The organism is Streptomyces sp. NPDC033229 (assembly GCF_055576875.1).
On the sequence record NZ_JBVIQR010000013.1, the window covers coordinates 118737 to 135686 of the forward strand.

Annotated in this window: 17 protein-coding genes and 2 pseudogenes; 17 read left to right on the forward strand and 2 right to left on the reverse strand. The window is 69.4% G+C overall.

Translation table 11 applies throughout. The features are described from left to right. Nucleotides 1–4: 4 nt before the first annotated feature. Nucleotides 5–301: a ferredoxin gene (locus ACZ53N_RS14505; RefSeq protein WP_469141183.1), complete on the reverse strand. Its 297-nt coding sequence runs from the start codon at nt 299–301 to the stop codon at nt 5–7. 242 nt (nt 302–543) lie between these two features. Here ACZ53N_RS14505 and arc point away from each other — a divergent pair, with 242 nt between their 5' ends. The 6 genes from arc to prcA all read left to right on the forward strand — a co-directional run bounded on the left by arc (nt 544) and on the right by prcA (nt 6741). Continuing rightward, a complete protein-coding gene (arc, locus tag ACZ53N_RS14510; protein ID WP_469141184.1) occupies nt 544–2310 on the forward strand; it encodes a proteasome ATPase in 1767 nt (588 codons plus the stop codon). 359 nt (nt 2311–2669) lie between these two features. Next, nucleotides 2670–4181 (forward strand): depupylase/deamidase Dop, encoded by a 1512-nt coding sequence (gene dop / locus ACZ53N_RS14515; RefSeq protein ID WP_469141185.1) that lies wholly within the window; start codon nt 2670–2672, stop codon nt 4179–4181. A gap of 145 nt (nt 4182–4326) precedes the next feature. Beyond that, nucleotides 4327–4545 (forward strand): ubiquitin-like protein Pup, encoded by a 219-nt coding sequence (locus ACZ53N_RS14520; RefSeq protein WP_469141186.1) that lies wholly within the window; start codon nt 4327–4329, stop codon nt 4543–4545. A 6-nt stretch (nt 4546–4551) separates the two neighbouring features. Further along, on the forward strand, nt 4552–5145 hold the full coding sequence (locus ACZ53N_RS14525; RefSeq protein WP_469141187.1) for an endonuclease VII domain-containing protein: 594 nt from the start codon (nt 4552–4554) through the stop codon (nt 5143–5145). Continuing rightward, nucleotides 5097–5942 (forward strand): proteasome subunit beta, encoded by an 846-nt coding sequence (prcB, locus tag ACZ53N_RS14530; protein WP_469141188.1) that lies wholly within the window; start codon nt 5097–5099, stop codon nt 5940–5942. The genes ACZ53N_RS14525 and prcB overlap by 49 nt, the downstream gene beginning before the upstream one ends. Nucleotides 5943–5991: 49 nt before the next feature. Next, nucleotides 5992–6741, forward strand: a complete 750-nt coding sequence (gene prcA / locus ACZ53N_RS14535; RefSeq protein ID WP_469141189.1) for a proteasome subunit alpha — start codon at nt 5992–5994, stop codon at nt 6739–6741. A 145-nt stretch (nt 6742–6886) separates the two neighbouring features. Here the strand turns inward: prcA and ACZ53N_RS14540 are convergent, their stop codons facing one another. Next, the gene (locus ACZ53N_RS14540; protein ID WP_469141227.1) at nt 6887–7918 is read right to left on the reverse strand and encodes a LacI family DNA-binding transcriptional regulator; all 1032 of its coding nucleotides are present in this window, start codon (nt 7916–7918) and stop codon (nt 6887–6889) included. Between the two features lie 219 nt (nt 7919–8137). On the opposite strand from ACZ53N_RS14540, the gene ACZ53N_RS14545 reads away from it, so the two are divergent. The 11 genes and pseudogenes from ACZ53N_RS14545 to tatC all read left to right on the forward strand — a co-directional run bounded on the left by ACZ53N_RS14545 (nt 8138) and on the right by tatC (nt 16749). Continuing rightward, entirely contained in the window at nt 8138–9397 is a 1260-nt protein-coding gene (locus ACZ53N_RS14545; protein ID WP_469141228.1) for an MFS transporter, read from the forward strand. Between the two features lie 9 nt (nt 9398–9406). Next, nucleotides 9407–10768, forward strand: a complete 1362-nt coding sequence (pafA, locus tag ACZ53N_RS14550; protein WP_356458563.1) for a Pup--protein ligase — start codon at nt 9407–9409, stop codon at nt 10766–10768. Nucleotides 10769–10930: 162 nt separating this feature from the next. After that, nucleotides 10931–11941, forward strand: a complete 1011-nt coding sequence (locus tag ACZ53N_RS14555; protein WP_469141190.1) for an FKBP-type peptidyl-prolyl cis-trans isomerase — start codon at nt 10931–10933, stop codon at nt 11939–11941. Nucleotides 11942–12009: 68 nt separating this feature from the next. After that, nucleotides 12010–12384: an FKBP-type peptidyl-prolyl cis-trans isomerase gene (locus ACZ53N_RS14560; RefSeq protein WP_469141191.1), complete on the forward strand. Its 375-nt coding sequence runs from the start codon at nt 12010–12012 to the stop codon at nt 12382–12384. A gap of 116 nt (nt 12385–12500) precedes the next feature. Beyond that, a pseudogene (locus tag ACZ53N_RS14565) lies at nt 12501–12614 on the forward strand (WYL domain-containing protein); the annotation flags it as partial. A gap of 120 nt (nt 12615–12734) precedes the next feature. Further along, nucleotides 12735–13574: pseudogene (locus ACZ53N_RS14570) on the forward strand (helix-turn-helix transcriptional regulator); the annotation flags it as partial. A 71-nt stretch (nt 13575–13645) separates the two neighbouring features. Further along, the gene (locus tag ACZ53N_RS14575; RefSeq protein ID WP_469141192.1) at nt 13646–14608 is read left to right on the forward strand and encodes a helix-turn-helix transcriptional regulator; all 963 of its coding nucleotides are present in this window, start codon (nt 13646–13648) and stop codon (nt 14606–14608) included. Between the two features lie 35 nt (nt 14609–14643). Next, nucleotides 14644–14883: a hypothetical protein gene (locus ACZ53N_RS14580; protein ID WP_130876976.1), complete on the forward strand. Its 240-nt coding sequence runs from the start codon at nt 14644–14646 to the stop codon at nt 14881–14883. Between the two features lie 125 nt (nt 14884–15008). Then, on the forward strand, nt 15009–15218 hold the full coding sequence (locus ACZ53N_RS14585; protein WP_365215640.1) for a hypothetical protein: 210 nt from the start codon (nt 15009–15011) through the stop codon (nt 15216–15218). Between the two features lie 227 nt (nt 15219–15445). Then, nucleotides 15446–15727 carry a Sec-independent protein translocase subunit TatA gene (gene tatA / locus ACZ53N_RS14590; RefSeq protein WP_356458555.1) on the forward strand — a complete coding sequence of 94 codons (282 nt, stop codon included), beginning with the start codon at nt 15446–15448 and terminating at the stop codon, nt 15725–15727. A gap of 125 nt (nt 15728–15852) precedes the next feature. Further along, on the forward strand, nt 15853–16749 hold the full coding sequence (tatC, locus tag ACZ53N_RS14595; protein ID WP_469141229.1) for a twin-arginine translocase subunit TatC: 897 nt from the start codon (nt 15853–15855) through the stop codon (nt 16747–16749). The last annotated feature ends 201 nt before the right edge of the window (nt 16750–16950 follow it).

Below are 16950 nucleotides of genomic sequence, written 5' to 3' on the forward strand. Positions count from 1 at the left end.
GACATCACTCGGCGTCGGGGCCGTAGACCTCGACCTTGTCGGCGACGCGGCGGACGTGGATGCAGTCCCCCGGGCACTCCTTCGCCGAGTCCTTGACATCGCTCAGCAACGGCAGCGGCACGGGCGTGGTGGCGCCCTTGTCCTGCAGCAGCTCGTCGTCCGCGCCCTTCACATACGCCAGCCCGTCGATATCCAGCTCGAAGACCTCGGGGGCGTACTGCACACAAATGCCGTCGCCCGTGCACAGGTCCTGGTCGATCCAGACTTCCAGCTCGTCGAGGCCTTCGTTCCGCACGGTCATCTCGCCTGCCGTTTCCTACCTACGTGAACCAAATGGAGCCAGCACTGACGGGTGTTGACCGACTCGACGATACAACCGCCCGCTTTCCGATGTTGATGGGTGGGTATTCCCCTGACGTGAGGACGTGCGCAAGGGTGAAGATCGGACACACTCCGACCGGGTTTGTGATCTAGGGGTTTCAACCTGCACCAGCCCAGGTAGGGTCTGGAAGCGTCCAGCTCCCCTTGGAGGAGGTGAGGACCGTGGCAGCCCACGACGACGACATGAACCGCGGCATCCGGCCCGGGCGAGGGTCTGACGACCCCGCGGGCCAGGTTGCCTATCTCGAGCAGGAGATCGCCGTCCTGCGGCGCAAGCTCGCCGACTCTCCGCGTCACACGAGGATTCTCGAAGAGCGGATCGTCGAGCTCCAGACCAACCTGGCCGGGGTGTCCGCTCAGAACGAGCGGCTCGCCAACACCCTCCGCGAGGCCCGCGACCAGATCGTGGCCCTCAAGGAGGAAGTGGACCGGCTCGCACAGCCGCCGGCCGGCTTCGGCGTCTTCCTGCAGACCAATGAGGACGGCACGGCCGACATCTTCACCGGAGGGCGGAAACTCCGGGTCAATGTCAGCCCGAGCGTCGAGGTCGAGGACCTCAGGCGTGGCCAGGAAGTCATGCTCAACGAGGCGCTCAACGTGGTCGAGGCCATGGCCTTCGAGCGCGCCGGGGACATCGTCACCCTCAAGGAGATCCTCGAGGACGGCGAGCGGGCCCTGGTCATCGGGCACACCGACGAGGAGCGGGTGGTGCGGCTCGCCGAGCCGCTGCTGGACGTCACCATCCGCCCCGGCGACGCCCTGCTGCTCGAATCCCGGTCCGGCTACGTCTACGAGGTCATCCCGAAGAGCGAGGTCGAGGAGCTCGTCCTCGAAGAGGTCCCGGACATCGACTACACGAAGATCGGCGGGCTGGGAAACCAGATCGAGCTGATCCGCGACGCGGTCGAGCTGCCGTACCTCTACCCCGACCTCTTCAAGGAGCACGAACTGCGGCCGCCCAAGGGCGTGCTGCTCTACGGTCCGCCCGGCTGCGGCAAGACGCTCATCGCCAAGGCGGTGGCCAACTCCCTTGCCAAGAAGGTCGCCGAGGTCACCGGCAAGCCCGCGGGGAAGAGCTTCTTCCTCAATATCAAGGGCCCCGAACTGCTAAACAAGTACGTCGGTGAGACCGAGCGGCACATCCGGCTCATCTTCCAGCGCGCCAGGGAGAAGGCGAGCGAGGGCACCCCGGTCATCGTCTTCTTCGACGAGATGGACTCCCTTTTCCGCACCCGCGGCTCCGGAGTCAGCTCGGACGTGGAGAACACCATCGTCCCGCAGCTGCTCTCCGAGATCGACGGCGTGGAGGGCCTGGAGAACGTCATCGTCATCGGTGCCTCGAACCGCGAGGACATGATCGACCCCGCGATCCTGCGGCCCGGCCGGCTCGACGTCAAGATCAAGATCGAGCGTCCGGACGCCGAGGCGGCCAAGGACATCTTCTCCAAGTACCTCACCGAGACCCTGCCGGTCCACGGGGACGACCTGGCCGAGCACGGCGGGTCGGCCAGGGCCGCCGTCGCCGGCATGATCCAGTCGGTCGTCGAGCAGATGTACGCGGAATCCGAGGAAAACCGCTTCCTCGAGGTCACGTACGCCAACGGCGACAAGGAAGTCCTGTATTTCAAGGACTTCAACTCGGGCGCGATGATCCAGAACATTGTGGACCGGGCGAAGAAAATGGCCATCAAGGCATTCCTCGACCAGAACCAGAAGGGCATTCGCGTCTCCCATCTGCTCGCCGCCTGTGTGGACGAGTTCAAGGAGAACGAGGACCTGCCCAACACCACCAACCCGGACGACTGGGCCCGCATCTCCGGCAAGAAGGGCGAGCGGATCGTCTTCATCCGCACCCTCGTCACCGGAAAGCAGGGCGCGGACACCGGTCGCTCGATCGACACCGTGGCCAATACCGGCCAGTATCTGTAGCACCGTCGTCCGGCTGCGGATGTCCCGCCCCGCCCTTGGCGCCTCGGTGCCGGGGCGGGTGCTCCGGGGACGTCCGCGGCCGGACGCTTTTGCGCCGGGCGGGCCCCGGCGCGTCCGAAAAGCGCCCGGAAGGCCGCTCGTGCCGGCAGGGCCGCCGAGGCCGGGCACCGGGCGGCCGCCCGGGCCGGGCGCGGCACGAACCGGAGCAATGACTGTAATGATCTCCCCACCGCCGCAAAGCCGTTCTAGGCTCTTCGGTACCGGGCCACGAAGCACGTGGGGGAAGCGCACGGACCGGAAGAGCAGCGGTACTTGAGCGGCGACCCCACCACGGGGCGCCGCCGGGCTAGGAGGGCCGCATGACCGTACGGCGAGTAATGGGCATCGAGACGGAGTACGGGATCTCCGTCCCCGGTCACCCGAACGCCAATGCCATGCTCACCTCGTCCCAGATCGTCAATGCCTACGCGGCTGCGATGCACCGGGCGCGACGAGCCCGCTGGGACTTCGAGGAGGAGAACCCGCTGCGGGACGCCCGCGGCTTCGACCTCGCCCGCGAGGCCGCAGACTCCAGCCAGCTCACCGACGAGGACATCGGCCTGGCCAATGTCATCCTCACCAACGGCGCGCGGCTCTACGTGGACCACGCCCACCCCGAGTACAGCTCGCCGGAGATCACCAATCCGCGCGACGCCGTGCTGTGGGACAAGGCGGGCGAGCGCATCATGGCCGAGGCCGCCGAGCGCGCCGCACAGCTGCCCGGCGCCCAGCCGATCCACCTCTACAAGAACAACACCGACAACAAGGGCGCCTCCTACGGCACCCACGAGAACTACCTGATGAAGCGGGAGACCCCCTTCTCGGACATCGTGCGGCATCTGACGCCGTTCTTCGTCTGCCGGCAGGTCGTCACCGGCGCCGGCCGGGTCGGCATCGGCCAGGACGGCCGTGAGCACGGCTTCCAGCTCAGCCAGCGCGCGGACTACTTCGAGGTCGAGGTCGGACTTGAGACCACCCTCAAGCGGCCCATCATCAACACCCGCGACGAGCCGCACGCCGACGCCGAGAAGTACCGCAGGCTGCACGTCATCATCGGTGACGCCAACCTCTCGGAGATCTCCACCTACCTCAAGCTCGGCACCACCGCCCTGGTGCTGTCGATGATCGAGGACGGCTTCATCGCCGCCGATCTGGCCGTGGACCAGCCGGTCCGCACCCTCCACCAGGTCAGCCACGACCCCACGCTCCGTCGGCTCATCACGCTCCGTAGCGGCCGGACACTCACGGCCGTGCAGCTCCAGATGGAGTACTTCGAGCTGGCCCGCAAGTACGTGGAGGACCGCTTCGGCGCGGACGCGGACGAGCAGACCAAGGACGTCCTCGGTCGCTGGGAGGACGTGCTGAACCGGCTGGAGGGCGATCCGATGAGCCTCGCCGGTGAGCTGGACTGGGTGGCCAAGCGCGAGTTGCTGGAGGGCTACCGCCGCCGGGACACCCTGGACTGGGACGCGGCCCGGCTGCACCTGGTGGACCTCCAGTACGCGGACGTACGGTCCGACAAGGGCCTGTACAACCGGCTGGCGGCCCGCGGCCGGATGAAGCGGCTGCTGGAGGAGGACGAGGTCCAGCGGGCCATCACGGCCCCGCCGGAGGACACCCGGGCCTATTTCCGCGGCCGTTGCCTGGAGCAGTACGCGGACGACGTGGCCGCCGCCTCCTGGGACTCGGTGATCTTCGATCTGCCCGGTCGTGACTCTCTGCAACGGGTGCCCACGCTGGAGCCACTGCGCGGGACCCGCAATCACGTCAAGGAGCTCCTGGACCGCTGTCGCACGGCCGAGGAACTGGTCCGCGTCCTGTCCGGGGGCTGAGTGGGGTCTGAGGAGACGGCGTTCTGGGAATCATCACGGTGGCCCCGGGACGTTGTAGCAAGTGCAGGGCCGATCGCGGACCCTGCTTGTAGGGTCTGAACAGGTACATCTGATCTTGTACGTCGAACCGAGCGGGGTGAGGGACATGGCGACCAAGGACACCGGCGGCGGGCAGCAGAAGGCCACGCGTTCCACGGAGGAGGTCGAGGAGCAGGTGCAGGACGCGCAGGCTTCGGAGGACCTCAAGGAGCGCCAGGAGAAGCTGTCGGACGACGTGGACTCCGTGCTGGACGAGATCGACGATGTCCTCGAGGAGAACGCAGAGGATTTCGTGAGGTCATTTGTCCAGAAGGGTGGAGAGTAGCGGGTAATGTCCGAATTGCATCCAGGGAAGAAATGCTCCCGATGCAAGCGGACATTGCCTCGCAACGCTTTCGCCTCCAACAAATCGATCAGTGACGGCCTTCAGTCGTACTGCCGAGTGTGCTCCGCCGACTACTACAAGCGGCGTCAGGAAGCCAAGGGGCGAGTGGTGCGGGTCAAGATGCCCGTTCCGCGGGGGCACAAGCGTTGTCCGCAGTGCGAAAAGGTGAAGCCGCACAGTGAGTGGGAGCGCAATAAGACGTCTTCGGACGGCTGGTCGAGCTACTGCCGCGAGTGTCGGGCGGGGCGTAACCGCGACAGCTACTTCCGCCGCAAGTACGGCTTGAGTCAGGACCAGTTACGTGACCTGGTGAAGCAGCAGGTCGGTGTGTGCGTGATCTGTCTCGCTGCCCCGGCCGAGCACGTGGATCACGATCACGAGACGGGTAAGGTCCGTGGTGTGCTGTGCTTCAGCTGCAATGCGGCACTGGGGCAGTTCAAGGATCGGGCGGACGTAATGAGGCGAGCCGCCGCATACCTGGAAGGAAACGTGTGGAAGCCAACCCTCGTAGCATCGGGCGTCTACCAGCTGCCTTCCTGACGCCCGGCTCGTCGTCCTTCATGGACTTCCTCGGTACGCACCAGCCGGACCTGCTGCCGGGCAATCGGCAGCTGCCCCCGCTGAAGGGAGCCGTCGAGGCGCCGCACGGCACGACCATCGTCGCGGCGTCGTTCCCCGGCGGTGTCGTGCTGGCGGGCGACCGCCGGGCGACGATGGGCAACGTCATCGCGCAGCGGGACATCGAGAAGGTCTTCCCGGCCGACGAGTACTCGGCCGTCGGCATCGCCGGCACGGCCGGGCTGGCCGTCGAGATGGTCAGGCTCTTCCAGCTCGAACTCGAGCACTTCGAGAAGGTCGAGGGCGTCCAACTCTCCCTGGAGGGCAAGGCGAACCGGCTGTCCACGATGATCCGCAGCAACCTCGGCATGGCCATGCAGGGCCTCGCCGTGGTGCCGCTCTTCGCCGGCTGGGACGTCAATCGCCAAAAGGGCCGCATCTTCTCCTACGACGTGACCGGCGGGCGTTCGGAAGAGCACGGCTTCGCGGCGACCGGCTCCGGCTCGGTCTTCGCGCGCGGTGCGCTCAAGAAGCTCTTCCGTGAGGACCTGACGGAGGCTCAGACCACCACGCTCGTCGTCCAGGCGCTGTACGACGCGGCCGATGACGACTCGGCGACCGGTGGGCCCGATCTCGCCCGCCGCATCTACCCGATCGTCACCGTCATCACCGACGAGGGGTTCCGGAGGCTGACGGACGCGGAGTGCGCCGAGGTCGTCCGCGCGATCCACGAGCGGCGCCTGCAGGAGCCGGACGGCCCGCGGGCCGCGTTGCTCTGACGCCCTACGGAACCTTTACCCGCCACTGACAGAAAGGGACGGACAGCCGGTGTCGACGCCGTTCTATGTCTCCCCCCAGCAGGCCATGGCCGACCGAGCCGAGTACGCCCGCAAGGGCATCGCCCGCGGTCGTAGCGTCGTCGTACTCCAGTACACCGACGGCGTTCTCTTCGTCGCCGAGAACCCGTCCCGCGCCTTGCACAAGGTCAGCGAGATCTACGACCGGATCGCCTTCGCCGCGGTGGGGAAGTACAACGAGTTCGAGAATCTGCGGATCGGGGGTGTGCGCTACGCCGATCTGCGCGGTTACACCTACGACCGCGACGATGTGACGGCCCGTGGTCTGGCGAACGTCTACGCCCAGACGCTGGGCACGATCTTCTCCAGCGCCGCGGAGAAGCCCTACGAGGTCGAGCTGATCGTCGCCGAGGTCGGGCCCGGCCCCGAGGACGACCAGATCTACCGGCTGCCGCACGACGGCTCGATCGTCGACGAGCACGGCTCGGTCGCGGTCGGTGGCAATGCCGACCAGATCAGCAGCTACCTCGACCAGCAGCACCGGGACGGCATGACGCTCGCCGAGGCGCTCAAGCTCGCCGTCGAGTCGCTCACCCGCGACAACAACGGCGGTGAGCGCACGCTGACCGCTGAGCAGCTCGAGGTGGCGGTCCTGGACCGGACGCGACCGCAGCAGCGGAAGTTCAAGCGGCTGCTGGGCCGTCAGCTCTCCCGGCTGCTCGAAGGCCACGCCGCGGATGTGAGTGTCGACGAATCCGAGGAGCCGCCGGGCGCGCCGTAGGGTGTGCGCACCTCCGCTGCGCGGCGGTGTCCTCAAACGCCGGACGGGCTGGAATCGGCTGAGCTCAGCCAAAACCAGCCCGTCCGGCGTTTGAGGACGCGCCCGCAGGGCGCCCGCCGCCGCAGGCGGCAAAGACGGCCCGTAGTTACCCGGCTCCGCCGGTGCGAGCGGCATCGTGCGAGGAGGAGCCGCGGGCGATGAGCTCCACCGGCAGCGTCGTGGGGGCGGGGGGCTGCCCGTCCAGTACGGCCATCAGCGCCCGCATGCCCGCCTCACCCACGGCCTCGGCGGGCAGCCGGACCGTCGTGAGCTCCGGCTCGACGGCCGTCGCCAGCGGAAGATCGTCGAAGCCGGTCACCGAGACGTCGTCGGGCACCCGCAGCCCCAACCGCCGGGCCGCCTTGCAGGCACCCGCCGCCAGGATGTCGCCGTCGCAGATCAGCGCGGTCGGCCTGGGTCCGGGGCCGGTCAGGGCCCGCTCGGCGGCGGCCCGGCCCGCCCGCACGTCGAGGGCCGCGGGCTCCGTCGTCAGCACCGCGTCCGCGACCCCGCTCAGCGTGTCGGCCAGCGCCCGGGCCCGTACGTGGAAGGTCCAGGAGTCGACGTCGGCCGCGAGGTGGGCGAACCGGCGGTGGCCGAGCCCCAGCAGATACTCCGTGACCTGGCGCATGCCGTCGGCGATGTCGAGGTTGACGGTCGCCGACGCCTCCGTCCGCCCGGGGTCGCTGTCGAGCATGACGAGGGGCAGGTCGCCGTCGCGGATGTCGGCCAGGGCGTCCACCGCCATGGAGGAGGCGATGACGCCGTCGAGGGTCGCGCGGGCGGAGGCGAAGGGGTCGCGGGCGGGCCCGGTGCCCTCCGGCGAGGGGTAGAGCACCACACCGACCCCGTGCTCGGCCGCGGCCCGGGCGGCACCGGTGTAGACGCGGGCGAAGAACTCGTTGGTGAGCGCGGGGACCACCAGCAGCGCCGTGCGGGTGCGGCCCAGCCGCAGATTGCGCGCCGCGAGATTCGGCCGGTAGCCCAGCTCCCGTGCGGCGGTGCGCACGGCCTCGGCGGTCCGCTCGGAGACCCGGCCGCGCCACTTGTCGCCCATGACCAGCGAGACGGTGGCCTGTGACACCCCCGCGGCGCGCGCCACGTCCCGGCTGGTGACCCGCGCACGCGGCTGCCCCAGCTCCCGGACGTTCGGCCACCGCTCGTCACCGCGTGCCGCCGCCCGTCCGCGCCACGACCCCTGCTCTGTCTCCGTCACCGGTCCGCGCCCCTTTTCCCGTTCCCCGCCTGTTTCCCGCCGGCCCGCGAGTGGACCCGCGGGTTGGCGCCATGGTACGTATAACGCCGCAGGTTATACGTAAAACCCGAGGGTGTCTCGGTCAGCGAAGGTGGACAGATGATGGCGGCCGGCTACGGCGAAATGCTCAGGACGCGGCACGCGGCGCGCTTGCTCGCGGGCACGCTGGTGGGGCGGCTGCCGAGCGCCACCGCCGCCCTGGCGATCGTGCTCTTCGCCCGCGCGGAGGGCGGCAGCTACGCCCTCGCGGGCGCGCTGTCGGCCGTCTACGGCGTGGGCAACGCCATCGGCCAGCCGCTGCTGGGCCGGGCCGTGGACCTCTTCGGCCAGCCCCGTGTGATGCTGCCCTCCGCCGTGCTCTCCGCGCTCGGCATGGTGCTGTTCTGCCTGGTCGGCCTGGAACCGCTGCCGCTGGCCTACGCGGCCATGGCCGTCGCCGGATTCTTCACCCCGCCCCTGGAGGGCGGCCTGCGCGCCCTGTGGCCGGACGTCCTCAAGCGCGAGGACCGCATCCACGCCGCGTACGCGCTCGACGCGATCGCCCAGGAAGTCATGTACGCGGTCGGCCCGCTGGCCGTCACGCTGATCGTCGCCGCCTGGTCCGAGGCCGCCGCGCTGCTCGTCATCAACGCGATCGGCGTGCTCGGCGCGCTGGCCGTGGTCACCTCCCCGCCCTCCCGTAAGTGGCGCAGCGCGCCCCGTGAGGCGCACTGGCTCGGGGCGCTGCGCTCGCGCGGGCTGCTCGTCCTGCTCGGGGCGTTCTTCTTCGTCGGCTCGGCCCTCGGCTCGATATCCGTGGCGTCGGTGGCGTACGCCGACGAGCACGGCGGCGGGATGGTCTCCAGCTATCTGCTGTCCGCCCTCGGCGTCGGTGCGCTCATCGGCGGTGTCGTCTACGGCGGCCGGCAGTGGGCGGGCGAGCCCGAGCGCCGGCTGCGGGTGCTCGTCGCGGGCCTCGCGGTCTGCTATCTGCCGCTCCTGCTCGTCCCCGGCGTCTTCACCATGACCGTGTTCGCCGGTGTCGCCGGAATCTTCCTCGCGCCGTCGCTCGCCTGCGCGTTCGTCGTCGTGGACCGCCACGCCCCGCGCGGCACCGTCACCGAGGCCTTCTCCTGGCTGGTGACCGCCTTCGGCGTGGGCGCCTCGATCGGCATCGCCGTCGTCGGCCCGGCCGTGGAGCACGGCGGCTCGAAGGCCGGTTTCGCGGTCGCCGTCGGCGGCGGCGCGGTCGCGCTGCTGGTGCTCCTGGCGGCCCGGCGCTCCTTCGGACCCCCGGCCGCCGTGGCCGAAGCCGGCGTGTTGCCGGAAAATGATCGAATCGGTGCTGTCGAACCCGGTTTCAGCGCAGGGCATCAGGCGTAATGTTCAGACATGGATCGCCGCATTTTCGGGCTGGAGAACGAGTACGGCGTCACGTGCACGTTCAGGGGACAGCGCCGACTGTCACCTGACGAAGTGGCGCGCTACCTCTTCCGCCGTGTCGTTTCCTGGGGCCGCAGCAGCAATGTCTTCCTGCGGAACGGCGCCCGCCTCTATCTGGACGTGGGATCGCACCCGGAATACGCAACACCCGAGTGCGACAACGTGATCGAGCTGGTCACGCACGACAAAGCGGGCGAGCGCATTCTCGAAGGTCTGCTCGTCGACGCCGAGCGCCGCCTGCACGAGGAGGGGATCGCGGGCGACGTCTATCTGTTCAAGAACAACACCGATTCCGCCGGAAACTCCTACGGATGCCATGAGAACTACCTCGTGGCCCGGCACGGGGAGTTCTCCCGGCTGGCGGACATCCTCATCCCCTTCCTCGTCACCCGGCAGTTGCTGTGCGGGGCGGGGAAGGTGCTCCAGACCCCGCGCGGCGCGGTGTACTGCGTCAGCCAGCGTGCCGAGCACATCTGGGAAGGCGTCAGCTCCGCCACCACCCGCTCACGCCCGATCATCAACACCCGGGACGAGCCGCACGCGGACGCCGAGCGCTACCGCCGGCTGCACGTCATCGTCGGCGATTCGAACATGTCCGAGACGACCATGCTGCTGAAGGTCGGTGCCACCGATCTCGTCCTGCGCATGATCGAGGCGGGCACCGTGATGCGGGACCTGACCCTGGAGAATCCCATCAGGGCCATCCGCGAGGTCAGCCACGACACCACCGGCACCCGCAAGGTGCGCCTGGCCAGCGGCCGGGAGGCCTCCGCCCTGGAGGTCCAACAGGAGTACTACGAGAAGGCCGTGGACTTCTGCGAGCGCCGGGGCATCCGCACCGGCACGGTCGAGCGCGTCCTGGAGCTGTGGGGCCGCACGCTGGAGGCCATCCGGGACGAGGACCTGGACCGGATCTCCACCGAGATCGACTGGGTGATGAAGTACCAGCTGATCGAGAAGTACCGCGCGAAGAACAACATCACCATGTCGCATCCGCGGGTCGCCCAGATAGATCTGGCCTACCACGACATCCACCGCCGCCGGGGGTTGTACTACCTCCTGGAGCGGCGCGGCCAGGCCGCCCGGGTCTGCAACGACCTCAAGATCTTCGAGGGCAAGTCCGTGCCCCCGCAGACCACCCGGGCCCGGCTGCGCGGCGACTTCATCCGCCGCGCGCAGGAGCAGCGCCGGGACTTCACCGTCGACTGGGTGCACCTCAAGCTCAACGACCAGGCGCAGCGCACGGTGTTGTGCAAGGACCCCTTCCGGTCGGTGGACGACCGGGTGGAGAAGCTCATCGCCGGGATGTGAGCCCCGGGCGCCGCATGAAGGTTGTATGAGAGTGGTACGAGCGCGGTCGGTGCCGGGCCCCGGGGTCCGGCATTCGACCGTGTCGGGCAGGGTTGATCGACGGAGTACAAGCCGTAAAGTGGCGGGCACTGCCAAGCCACCCCCCTAGCCCGAGTTGGACTGATGCTGCAATTCCTCGGGGGCCGACCCCCGCTCTCCCGCCCGTACTCGAAGAACCCGCGTCGCTTCGCCGTCGCGTTGGCCGTGCCCGCCCTGCTCTTCGCCGCCACGGCGTGCGGGTCGGAGGACGGTGGCTCCTCCGGCGCGCAGGTGAAGGTGGAGGGGAAGTTCGGCGAGAAGCCCGAGATCTCCACCCCCAAGGACGCGAAGCCCTCCGACAAGCTCGTCGTCAAGACGATCACCGAGGGTTCGGGCGAGAAGGTGGAGAAGGGCGGCTTCGTGCGGCTCGACTTCGCCGGGCAGACCATGAAGGACAACAAGTCCCTCGGCGGCACCTGGACGACCCAGCCGGGCGCCAAGGGCCCCCGGCGCCAGATGGTGGCGCAGGTCGGCCAGCCCAGCCAGGAGATGCCCGCGAAGGTGCTGGACGAGGTGATCGGCAAGAAGGCGGGCACCCGCTTCGAGGTCGAGGGCACGGCGAAGGCGCTGATCGGTGATCAGCTCAACCCGCAGGCGGGCGTCAAGCCGGAGGACGGCCTGGTGTGGGTGATCGACGTCGTGGCGACGAAGAAGATCGACCCCAAGAGTGAGGTCAAGGGCGACCAGGCCGCCCCGGCCTCGGGCATGCCCGAGGTGAAGTACACCTCCCGGAAGGCCGCGAGCATCACCATTCCCAAGGGTGAGGAGGCGCCGACCGACCTCAAGGAGCAGGTGCTGATCAAGGGCAGCGGCCCGGAGGTCAAGGCGGGCGACGGCCTGATCGCGCAGTACACCGGTGTGAAGTGGGAGAACGGCGAGAAGTTCGACTCCTCCTGGGACCACAACGGCGCCACGGCCTTCCAGATCGGCACCGGCTCGGTCGTCCAGGGCTGGGACAAGGGACTGGTCGGCAAGCGCGTGGGGGACCGGGTCGAGCTGGTCATCCCGCCGAAGCTGGGTTACGAGGGCCAGCCGCAGAGCGGTCTCGACAAGAACACGCTGGTCTTCGTCGTGGACATCGTGGGCAAGGTCTGACCGTCCCCAGGTCGGAGATCTGCCAGAATTGCACGGTTGTCTGCAAGATTCTTTCGTAGGAGCACTTCGTGAGCATCGACAAGCCCGAGATCGACTTCCCCGAGGGTGAGCCGCCGGCCGACCTTGTGATCAAGGACATCTGGGAGGGTGACGGCGCCGTCGCCAAGGCCGGCGACTTCGTCAAGGTCCACTACGTGGGCGTGGCGTTCTCCACCGGTGAGGAGTTCGACGCGAGCTGGAACCGTGGCAACCCGCTGGAGTTCAAGCTGGGTGCCGGCCAGGTCATCGAGGGCTGGGACCAGGGCGTCCAGGGCATGAAGGTCGGCGGTCGCCGTCGGCTGACCATTCCCGCGCACCTTGCCTACGGCGACCGTGGCGCGGGCGCCGGTCTGATCGCCCCGGGCGAGACGCTGATCTTCGTCTGTGACCTGATCGCGGTCTGAGACGGTCGTAAGTGAAGGCCGAGGGCCCATGCCTCCTGGCATGGGCCCTCGGCTTTTGCCGTACGACGCGCGAGCGGTACGGTCAACGGTTGAGAGCACAAGTAGAGAGGGCGTCGATGGCGATTGCCAAGGCCGAGCGGCTGATGAACCTGGCGCTGTGCCTGTTGGGCACCCGTCGGCCGCTCAGCAAGCGGGAGTTGCGGGGCTCGATCGAGGCTTACCTCGAGGCCTTCGGGCCGGGGAACGCTGCGGCTTTCGGGCCGGGGAGTGCCGCGGCTGCCGGGCAGCCGGGGGAGTCCGGGCCGGACGCCGTCGCCGGCTCCGCATCGGGCAAGCGGTCCGGGGCGGGCAGCTCCGAGGACGCCTTCAACCGGATGTTCGAGCGCGACAAGGACGATCTGCGCGAGCTGGGTCTGATCATCGAGACCGTCGAGGGCATCGACGGGGAGATCGGCTATCTCGCCCGACGCGACAGCAACCGGCTGCCTCCGATCACTCTCGACGTCGAGGAGGCCGCCGCCCTGGGCCTGGCCGCCAAGGTCTGGCAGCAGGCCCGGCTCGCCGGTGCCGCCAGTGGCGCGCTGCAGAAGCTGCGCGCGGCCGGGATGCCGCTCGCGGAGGATGCGTACGGGAGCCAGAGCGCTCTGGAGCCGCGCATCCCCGTGCACGAGGCGGCCTTCGAGCCGCTGATGCTCGCCGCCCGTGATCGCCGGACCGTCGTCTTCGACTACCACAAGGCCAATGCCGCCCGCCCCGAGCAGCGGCACGTCGAGCCGTGGACCCTGGAGTGCTGGCGCGGCCATTGGTATCTGGCCGGCTGGGACCGCGACCGGGGTGCCGAGCGGGTCTTCAGGCTCTCCCGGATCACGGGCAAGGTCCGTTCGCGGGCCGTGCCGTTCACGGTTCCGGTGCCGGACCACGTCACGGTCCGCGAGACGGTCGAGAGCTGGTCGGGCGAGACGGCCACCCGTACCGCCCGGATCACCGTGCGGGCCGGCCATGGCTATCCGCTGCGCGCCCGCGCCACCGCCACCCGGGATCTGGGCGACGGGTGGGACGAGCTGGAGATTCCGTACGGGCACGGGCTGGACGCGTGGCTGGTGGAGTTCGGTCCCGATGTGAAGGTGCTCGAACCGGCCGAGCTGCGGGCCGACGTGCTCGACCGGCTGCGCGCCGTGGCCAAGGGCTGAAACCGGCGCACCCGAGCGGGACCAGTTCGGACCAGAGTTGACCAGAGTGGAAGGGCACGGACCGACTTCTTATGGCCGGCAACGCCATTGACCAGACCCGGCGGATGCTTTCGCTGGTGACCTATCTGCGCGAGCGCCCCGGCGCCCGTGTCACCGATGTGGCCCGCGCCTTCGGTATCACCGAGGACGAGCTGATCGGTGACCTCGACGTGCTGCCGATGTGCGGGACCAGCTTCCGCGGCGGCGACCTGCTGGACATCGACACCGACGGCGACCGCATCTGGTGGCACAACCCCGACGCCTCGGGCACCAGCACGGGCGAGCCGCTGCGGCTGGCGGCCGACGAGGCCACCGCGCTGCTGGTGGCCGCGCGCGCCGTCGCCACCCTCCCCGGGCTGCGCGAGGGCGACCGGCAGGCCCTGCTGCGCGCCACCGCCAAGCTGGAGGCCGCGGCCGGGGAGGCCGCGGGTGCCAGCTCCCGGCTGTCGGTCACCTTCGAGTCCGAGGGCGGCGTCTTCGCGGACGTCGACCGGGCCATCGCCGAGCGCCGCCGGCTGTGGCTGCGCTACTACTCGCCCGCGCGGGACGAGCTCACCGAGCGCGAGGTCGACCCGATCCGGCTGTTCGCCGTGGGCCACACCTACATGGAGGCGTGGTGCCGGCTCTCGGAGGCCCGCCGCACCTTCCGGCTCGACCGGGTCGCCGAGATCAGACTGCTCGACGAGTCCTCCGATCCGCCGCCGGTCGAGTTGCGTGATCTGTCCGAGAGCCTGGTGCAGCCCGCGGCCGAGGACCCCGAGGTGGTCGTCGAGGTCGGCCCCGGCGGGCGCTGGGTCGCCGAGTACTACCCCCACGACAGTGCCGAGGAGCTGCCCGACGGCGGTCTGCGGATCACGCTGCGCACCCCCGACCCGGCCTCGCTGCGCCGGCTGGCGCTGCGGCTCGGCCGGGACGGGCGGATCGTCTCCCCGCTCGCGCTGGCCGACAGCGCGCGGGACGCGGCCCGCGAGGCGCTCGCGGCGTACGGAGAGTAGGAGGGCGGGTCCAGGTGAAAGCGACAGGGGACGTGATGAACGTGAGGACCACGGCCGCCGCCGTCTTCAAGGCGGCCTGCCCCGACTGCCGGGGATGTTTCGAGCTGGCCGCGGGGGCGCTGCGGCTGGCGATCGGGGCCAGCCACCGGACCACCTTCTACTCCTTCACCTGCCCGGACTGCGGTTCGGCGGTCCGTAAGCCGGCCGGGGAGCGGATCGTGGAGCTGCTGACCGGCGGCGGCGTGCGGACCCTGCGGTTGCACTCGACGGTGTGACCCGCCCCGGCTGTGTGAACCGCGCCTTCCGGCCACGTCCGGGCTCTTTCCCGCCCGTTTCCCGCCCCTCTCCGGCCGGGCCCCCGCCTCCCCGCCGGTCCTTTTCCGCCCGATAGGCTCCTCCCATGCTCTGGCCCATGCTCGCCATCGCCCTCGCCTTCTGCGGCCTCGCCGTGCTGGGTGTCCTCGCCGCACGGGTGTTCGTCGAAGTGCGCCGGCTGGCCCGGCAGGTGGCGACGAGCTCACAGCGCATCACCCGCGCCGCCGAGGACCTCGAACGGGCCGCGACGCCGCTCGCCGCGCAGACCGCGCACACCCTGCGTCAGGACGGATGACCGACGGTCACCCGGCTCGCACGGCCCCTGCTGGGCGTTCGGGCCGGGCGGTAGTCTGGTCCGGATGGCCCTGAGGCGAGGCGCAGGGTCACGTACGGGAGTACGCACAGGGATTGCCCAGCGTTTACCCCTGCGCGTTACGATCGCTGACGTACGCCTGGTGGACATATGTCCGATCAGTCGGCCAGCCCCACACCCATGCCGCTTCGGTGAGAAGGTAATCGCTTATGTTCGGAAGGCTCGGCGCCCCCGAGATCATTCTCATTCTCGTCGTCATCGTCCTGCTGTTCGGTGCGAAGAAGCTTCCGGACATGGCGCGCTCCCTCGGCAAGTCCGCCCGGATCCTCAAGAGCGAGGCCAAGGCCATGAAGTCCGAGGGCCAGGACAACGCCTCCGCCCCGGCCGACCCGCCGGCCTCCACCACGCCTCGTACGATCAAGGCCGCTCCCGGTGATGTCGCCGGTGCCCGCCCGGTGACCGAGCCGAGCGACCGCACCACGCAGCACTGAGCAGTACAGACCCAGCATTGACCGAGGGATCGGGCCGGCCGTCCTTGGCGTCCGCCTGCCGCACGAGATAGGGACGTGGGTTGCTCAAGTCTGCCCGCAAGAAGGAGAAGGACCCCGAGGGGCGGATGCCGCTCGCGGAGCACCTGCGGGAACTGCGGAACCGCCTGGCGAAGGCGGTGCTGGCCATTGTCGTGGTGGCGCTCCTCGCCGCGTTCTACAACACGCAGCTCATGGACTTCCTGTCCAGCCCCGTTCCCAAGTGCCCCGACCGCGACCTGGCCCAGAGCCACGGCGGCAACTGCGCGGTCCTGACGTTCAACTCCTTGGGAGCGCCGTTCGGGACGGTGGTGAAGGTGTGCCTGCTCGCGGGCGTCACGATCTCCTCCCCGGTCTGGCTCTACCAGCTGTGGGCGTTCCTCGCCCCCGGTCTGCACAAGAACGAGAAGAAGTACACGGTCGCCTTCGTGGCGACGGCCGCCCCCCTCTTCGTCGCGGGCGCCTACCTCGCCTACCTGATCATGCCCATGAGCATGCGGGTGCTGCTCAGCATCACCCCGGAGACCGCGGCCAACACCCTCAGCCTGAACGACATCCTCGACTTCACGGTCCGGATGATCCTGGTCTTCGGCCTGGCCTTCGAGCTGCCCCTGATACTCGTCATGATGAACATGGTGGGCATGGTCTCCGGCAAGACCATGGCCACGTGGTGGCGCGGCGTCGTGATGGGCATCTTCGTCTTCGGCGCGATCGCCACCCCCAGCACCGACCCGTTCGGCATGTGCATCCTCGCCGTCCCGATCATCGTCCTGTACTTCATCGCCGTCGGGTTCTCCCTCCTCAACGACAAGCGGCGCGCCAGGAGCAACCCCGACGCCCTGCTCGACGACGACGAGGCGTCCCCGCTGGACCTCACCCCGCTGCCCCTCGGCGACTCCGAGCCGATGCCGGCCCTGCCGGGCCAGGCCGGTGAGGCGGGCGGCGAGCGGCCCGCCCGTCGCAACGGCTACGACGACGCGACCTGATCCGGGCGCGGACGGCTGACGGACACCGACGCCGCGGGGCGGCCGCCAGGACGGCGACCGCCCCGCGGCGTTCGCGCGCCCGGCGGCCGCGATACGCCGGCGGCGAGCCGCTCGGTCCGCTGCCGGGCACCGCCGGGACGGTGCCCGGCGGGCCGTGCGGCTGCCGGGAGCTCAATAAAGATCGGGTGCGCTGTCAGGGGT

Excerpts from the sequence above, each read along its gene's own strand:
- pafA (WP_356458563.1), top strand. The coding sequence starts at position 9,407 with ATGGATCGCCGCATTTTCGGGCTGGAGAACGAGTACGGCGTCACGTGC.
- ACZ53N_RS14580 (WP_130876976.1), top strand. The coding sequence starts at position 14,644 with ATGAACGTGAGGACCACGGCCGCCGCCGTCTTCAAGGCGGCCTGCCCC.
- ACZ53N_RS14525 (WP_469141187.1), top strand. The coding sequence starts at position 4,552 with ATGTCCGAATTGCATCCAGGGAAGAAATGCTCCCGATGCAAGCGGACA.
- tatA (WP_356458555.1), top strand. The coding sequence starts at position 15,446 with ATGTTCGGAAGGCTCGGCGCCCCCGAGATCATTCTCATTCTCGTCGTC.
- ACZ53N_RS14575 (WP_469141192.1), top strand. The coding sequence starts at position 13,646 with ATGGCCGGCAACGCCATTGACCAGACCCGGCGGATGCTTTCGCTGGTG.
- ACZ53N_RS14585 (WP_365215640.1), top strand. The coding sequence starts at position 15,009 with ATGCTCTGGCCCATGCTCGCCATCGCCCTCGCCTTCTGCGGCCTCGCC.
- ACZ53N_RS14555 (WP_469141190.1), top strand. The coding sequence starts at position 10,931 with ATGCTGCAATTCCTCGGGGGCCGACCCCCGCTCTCCCGCCCGTACTCG.
- ACZ53N_RS14545 (WP_469141228.1), top strand. The coding sequence starts at position 8,138 with ATGGCGGCCGGCTACGGCGAAATGCTCAGGACGCGGCACGCGGCGCGC.
- ACZ53N_RS14505 (WP_469141183.1), bottom strand. The coding sequence starts at position 301 with ATGACCGTGCGGAACGAAGGCCTCGACGAGCTGGAAGTCTGGATCGAC.
- tatC (WP_469141229.1), top strand. The coding sequence starts at position 15,853 with ATGCCGCTCGCGGAGCACCTGCGGGAACTGCGGAACCGCCTGGCGAAG.
- dop (WP_469141185.1), top strand. The coding sequence starts at position 2,670 with ATGACCGTACGGCGAGTAATGGGCATCGAGACGGAGTACGGGATCTCC.
- ACZ53N_RS14520 (WP_469141186.1), top strand. The coding sequence starts at position 4,327 with ATGGCGACCAAGGACACCGGCGGCGGGCAGCAGAAGGCCACGCGTTCC.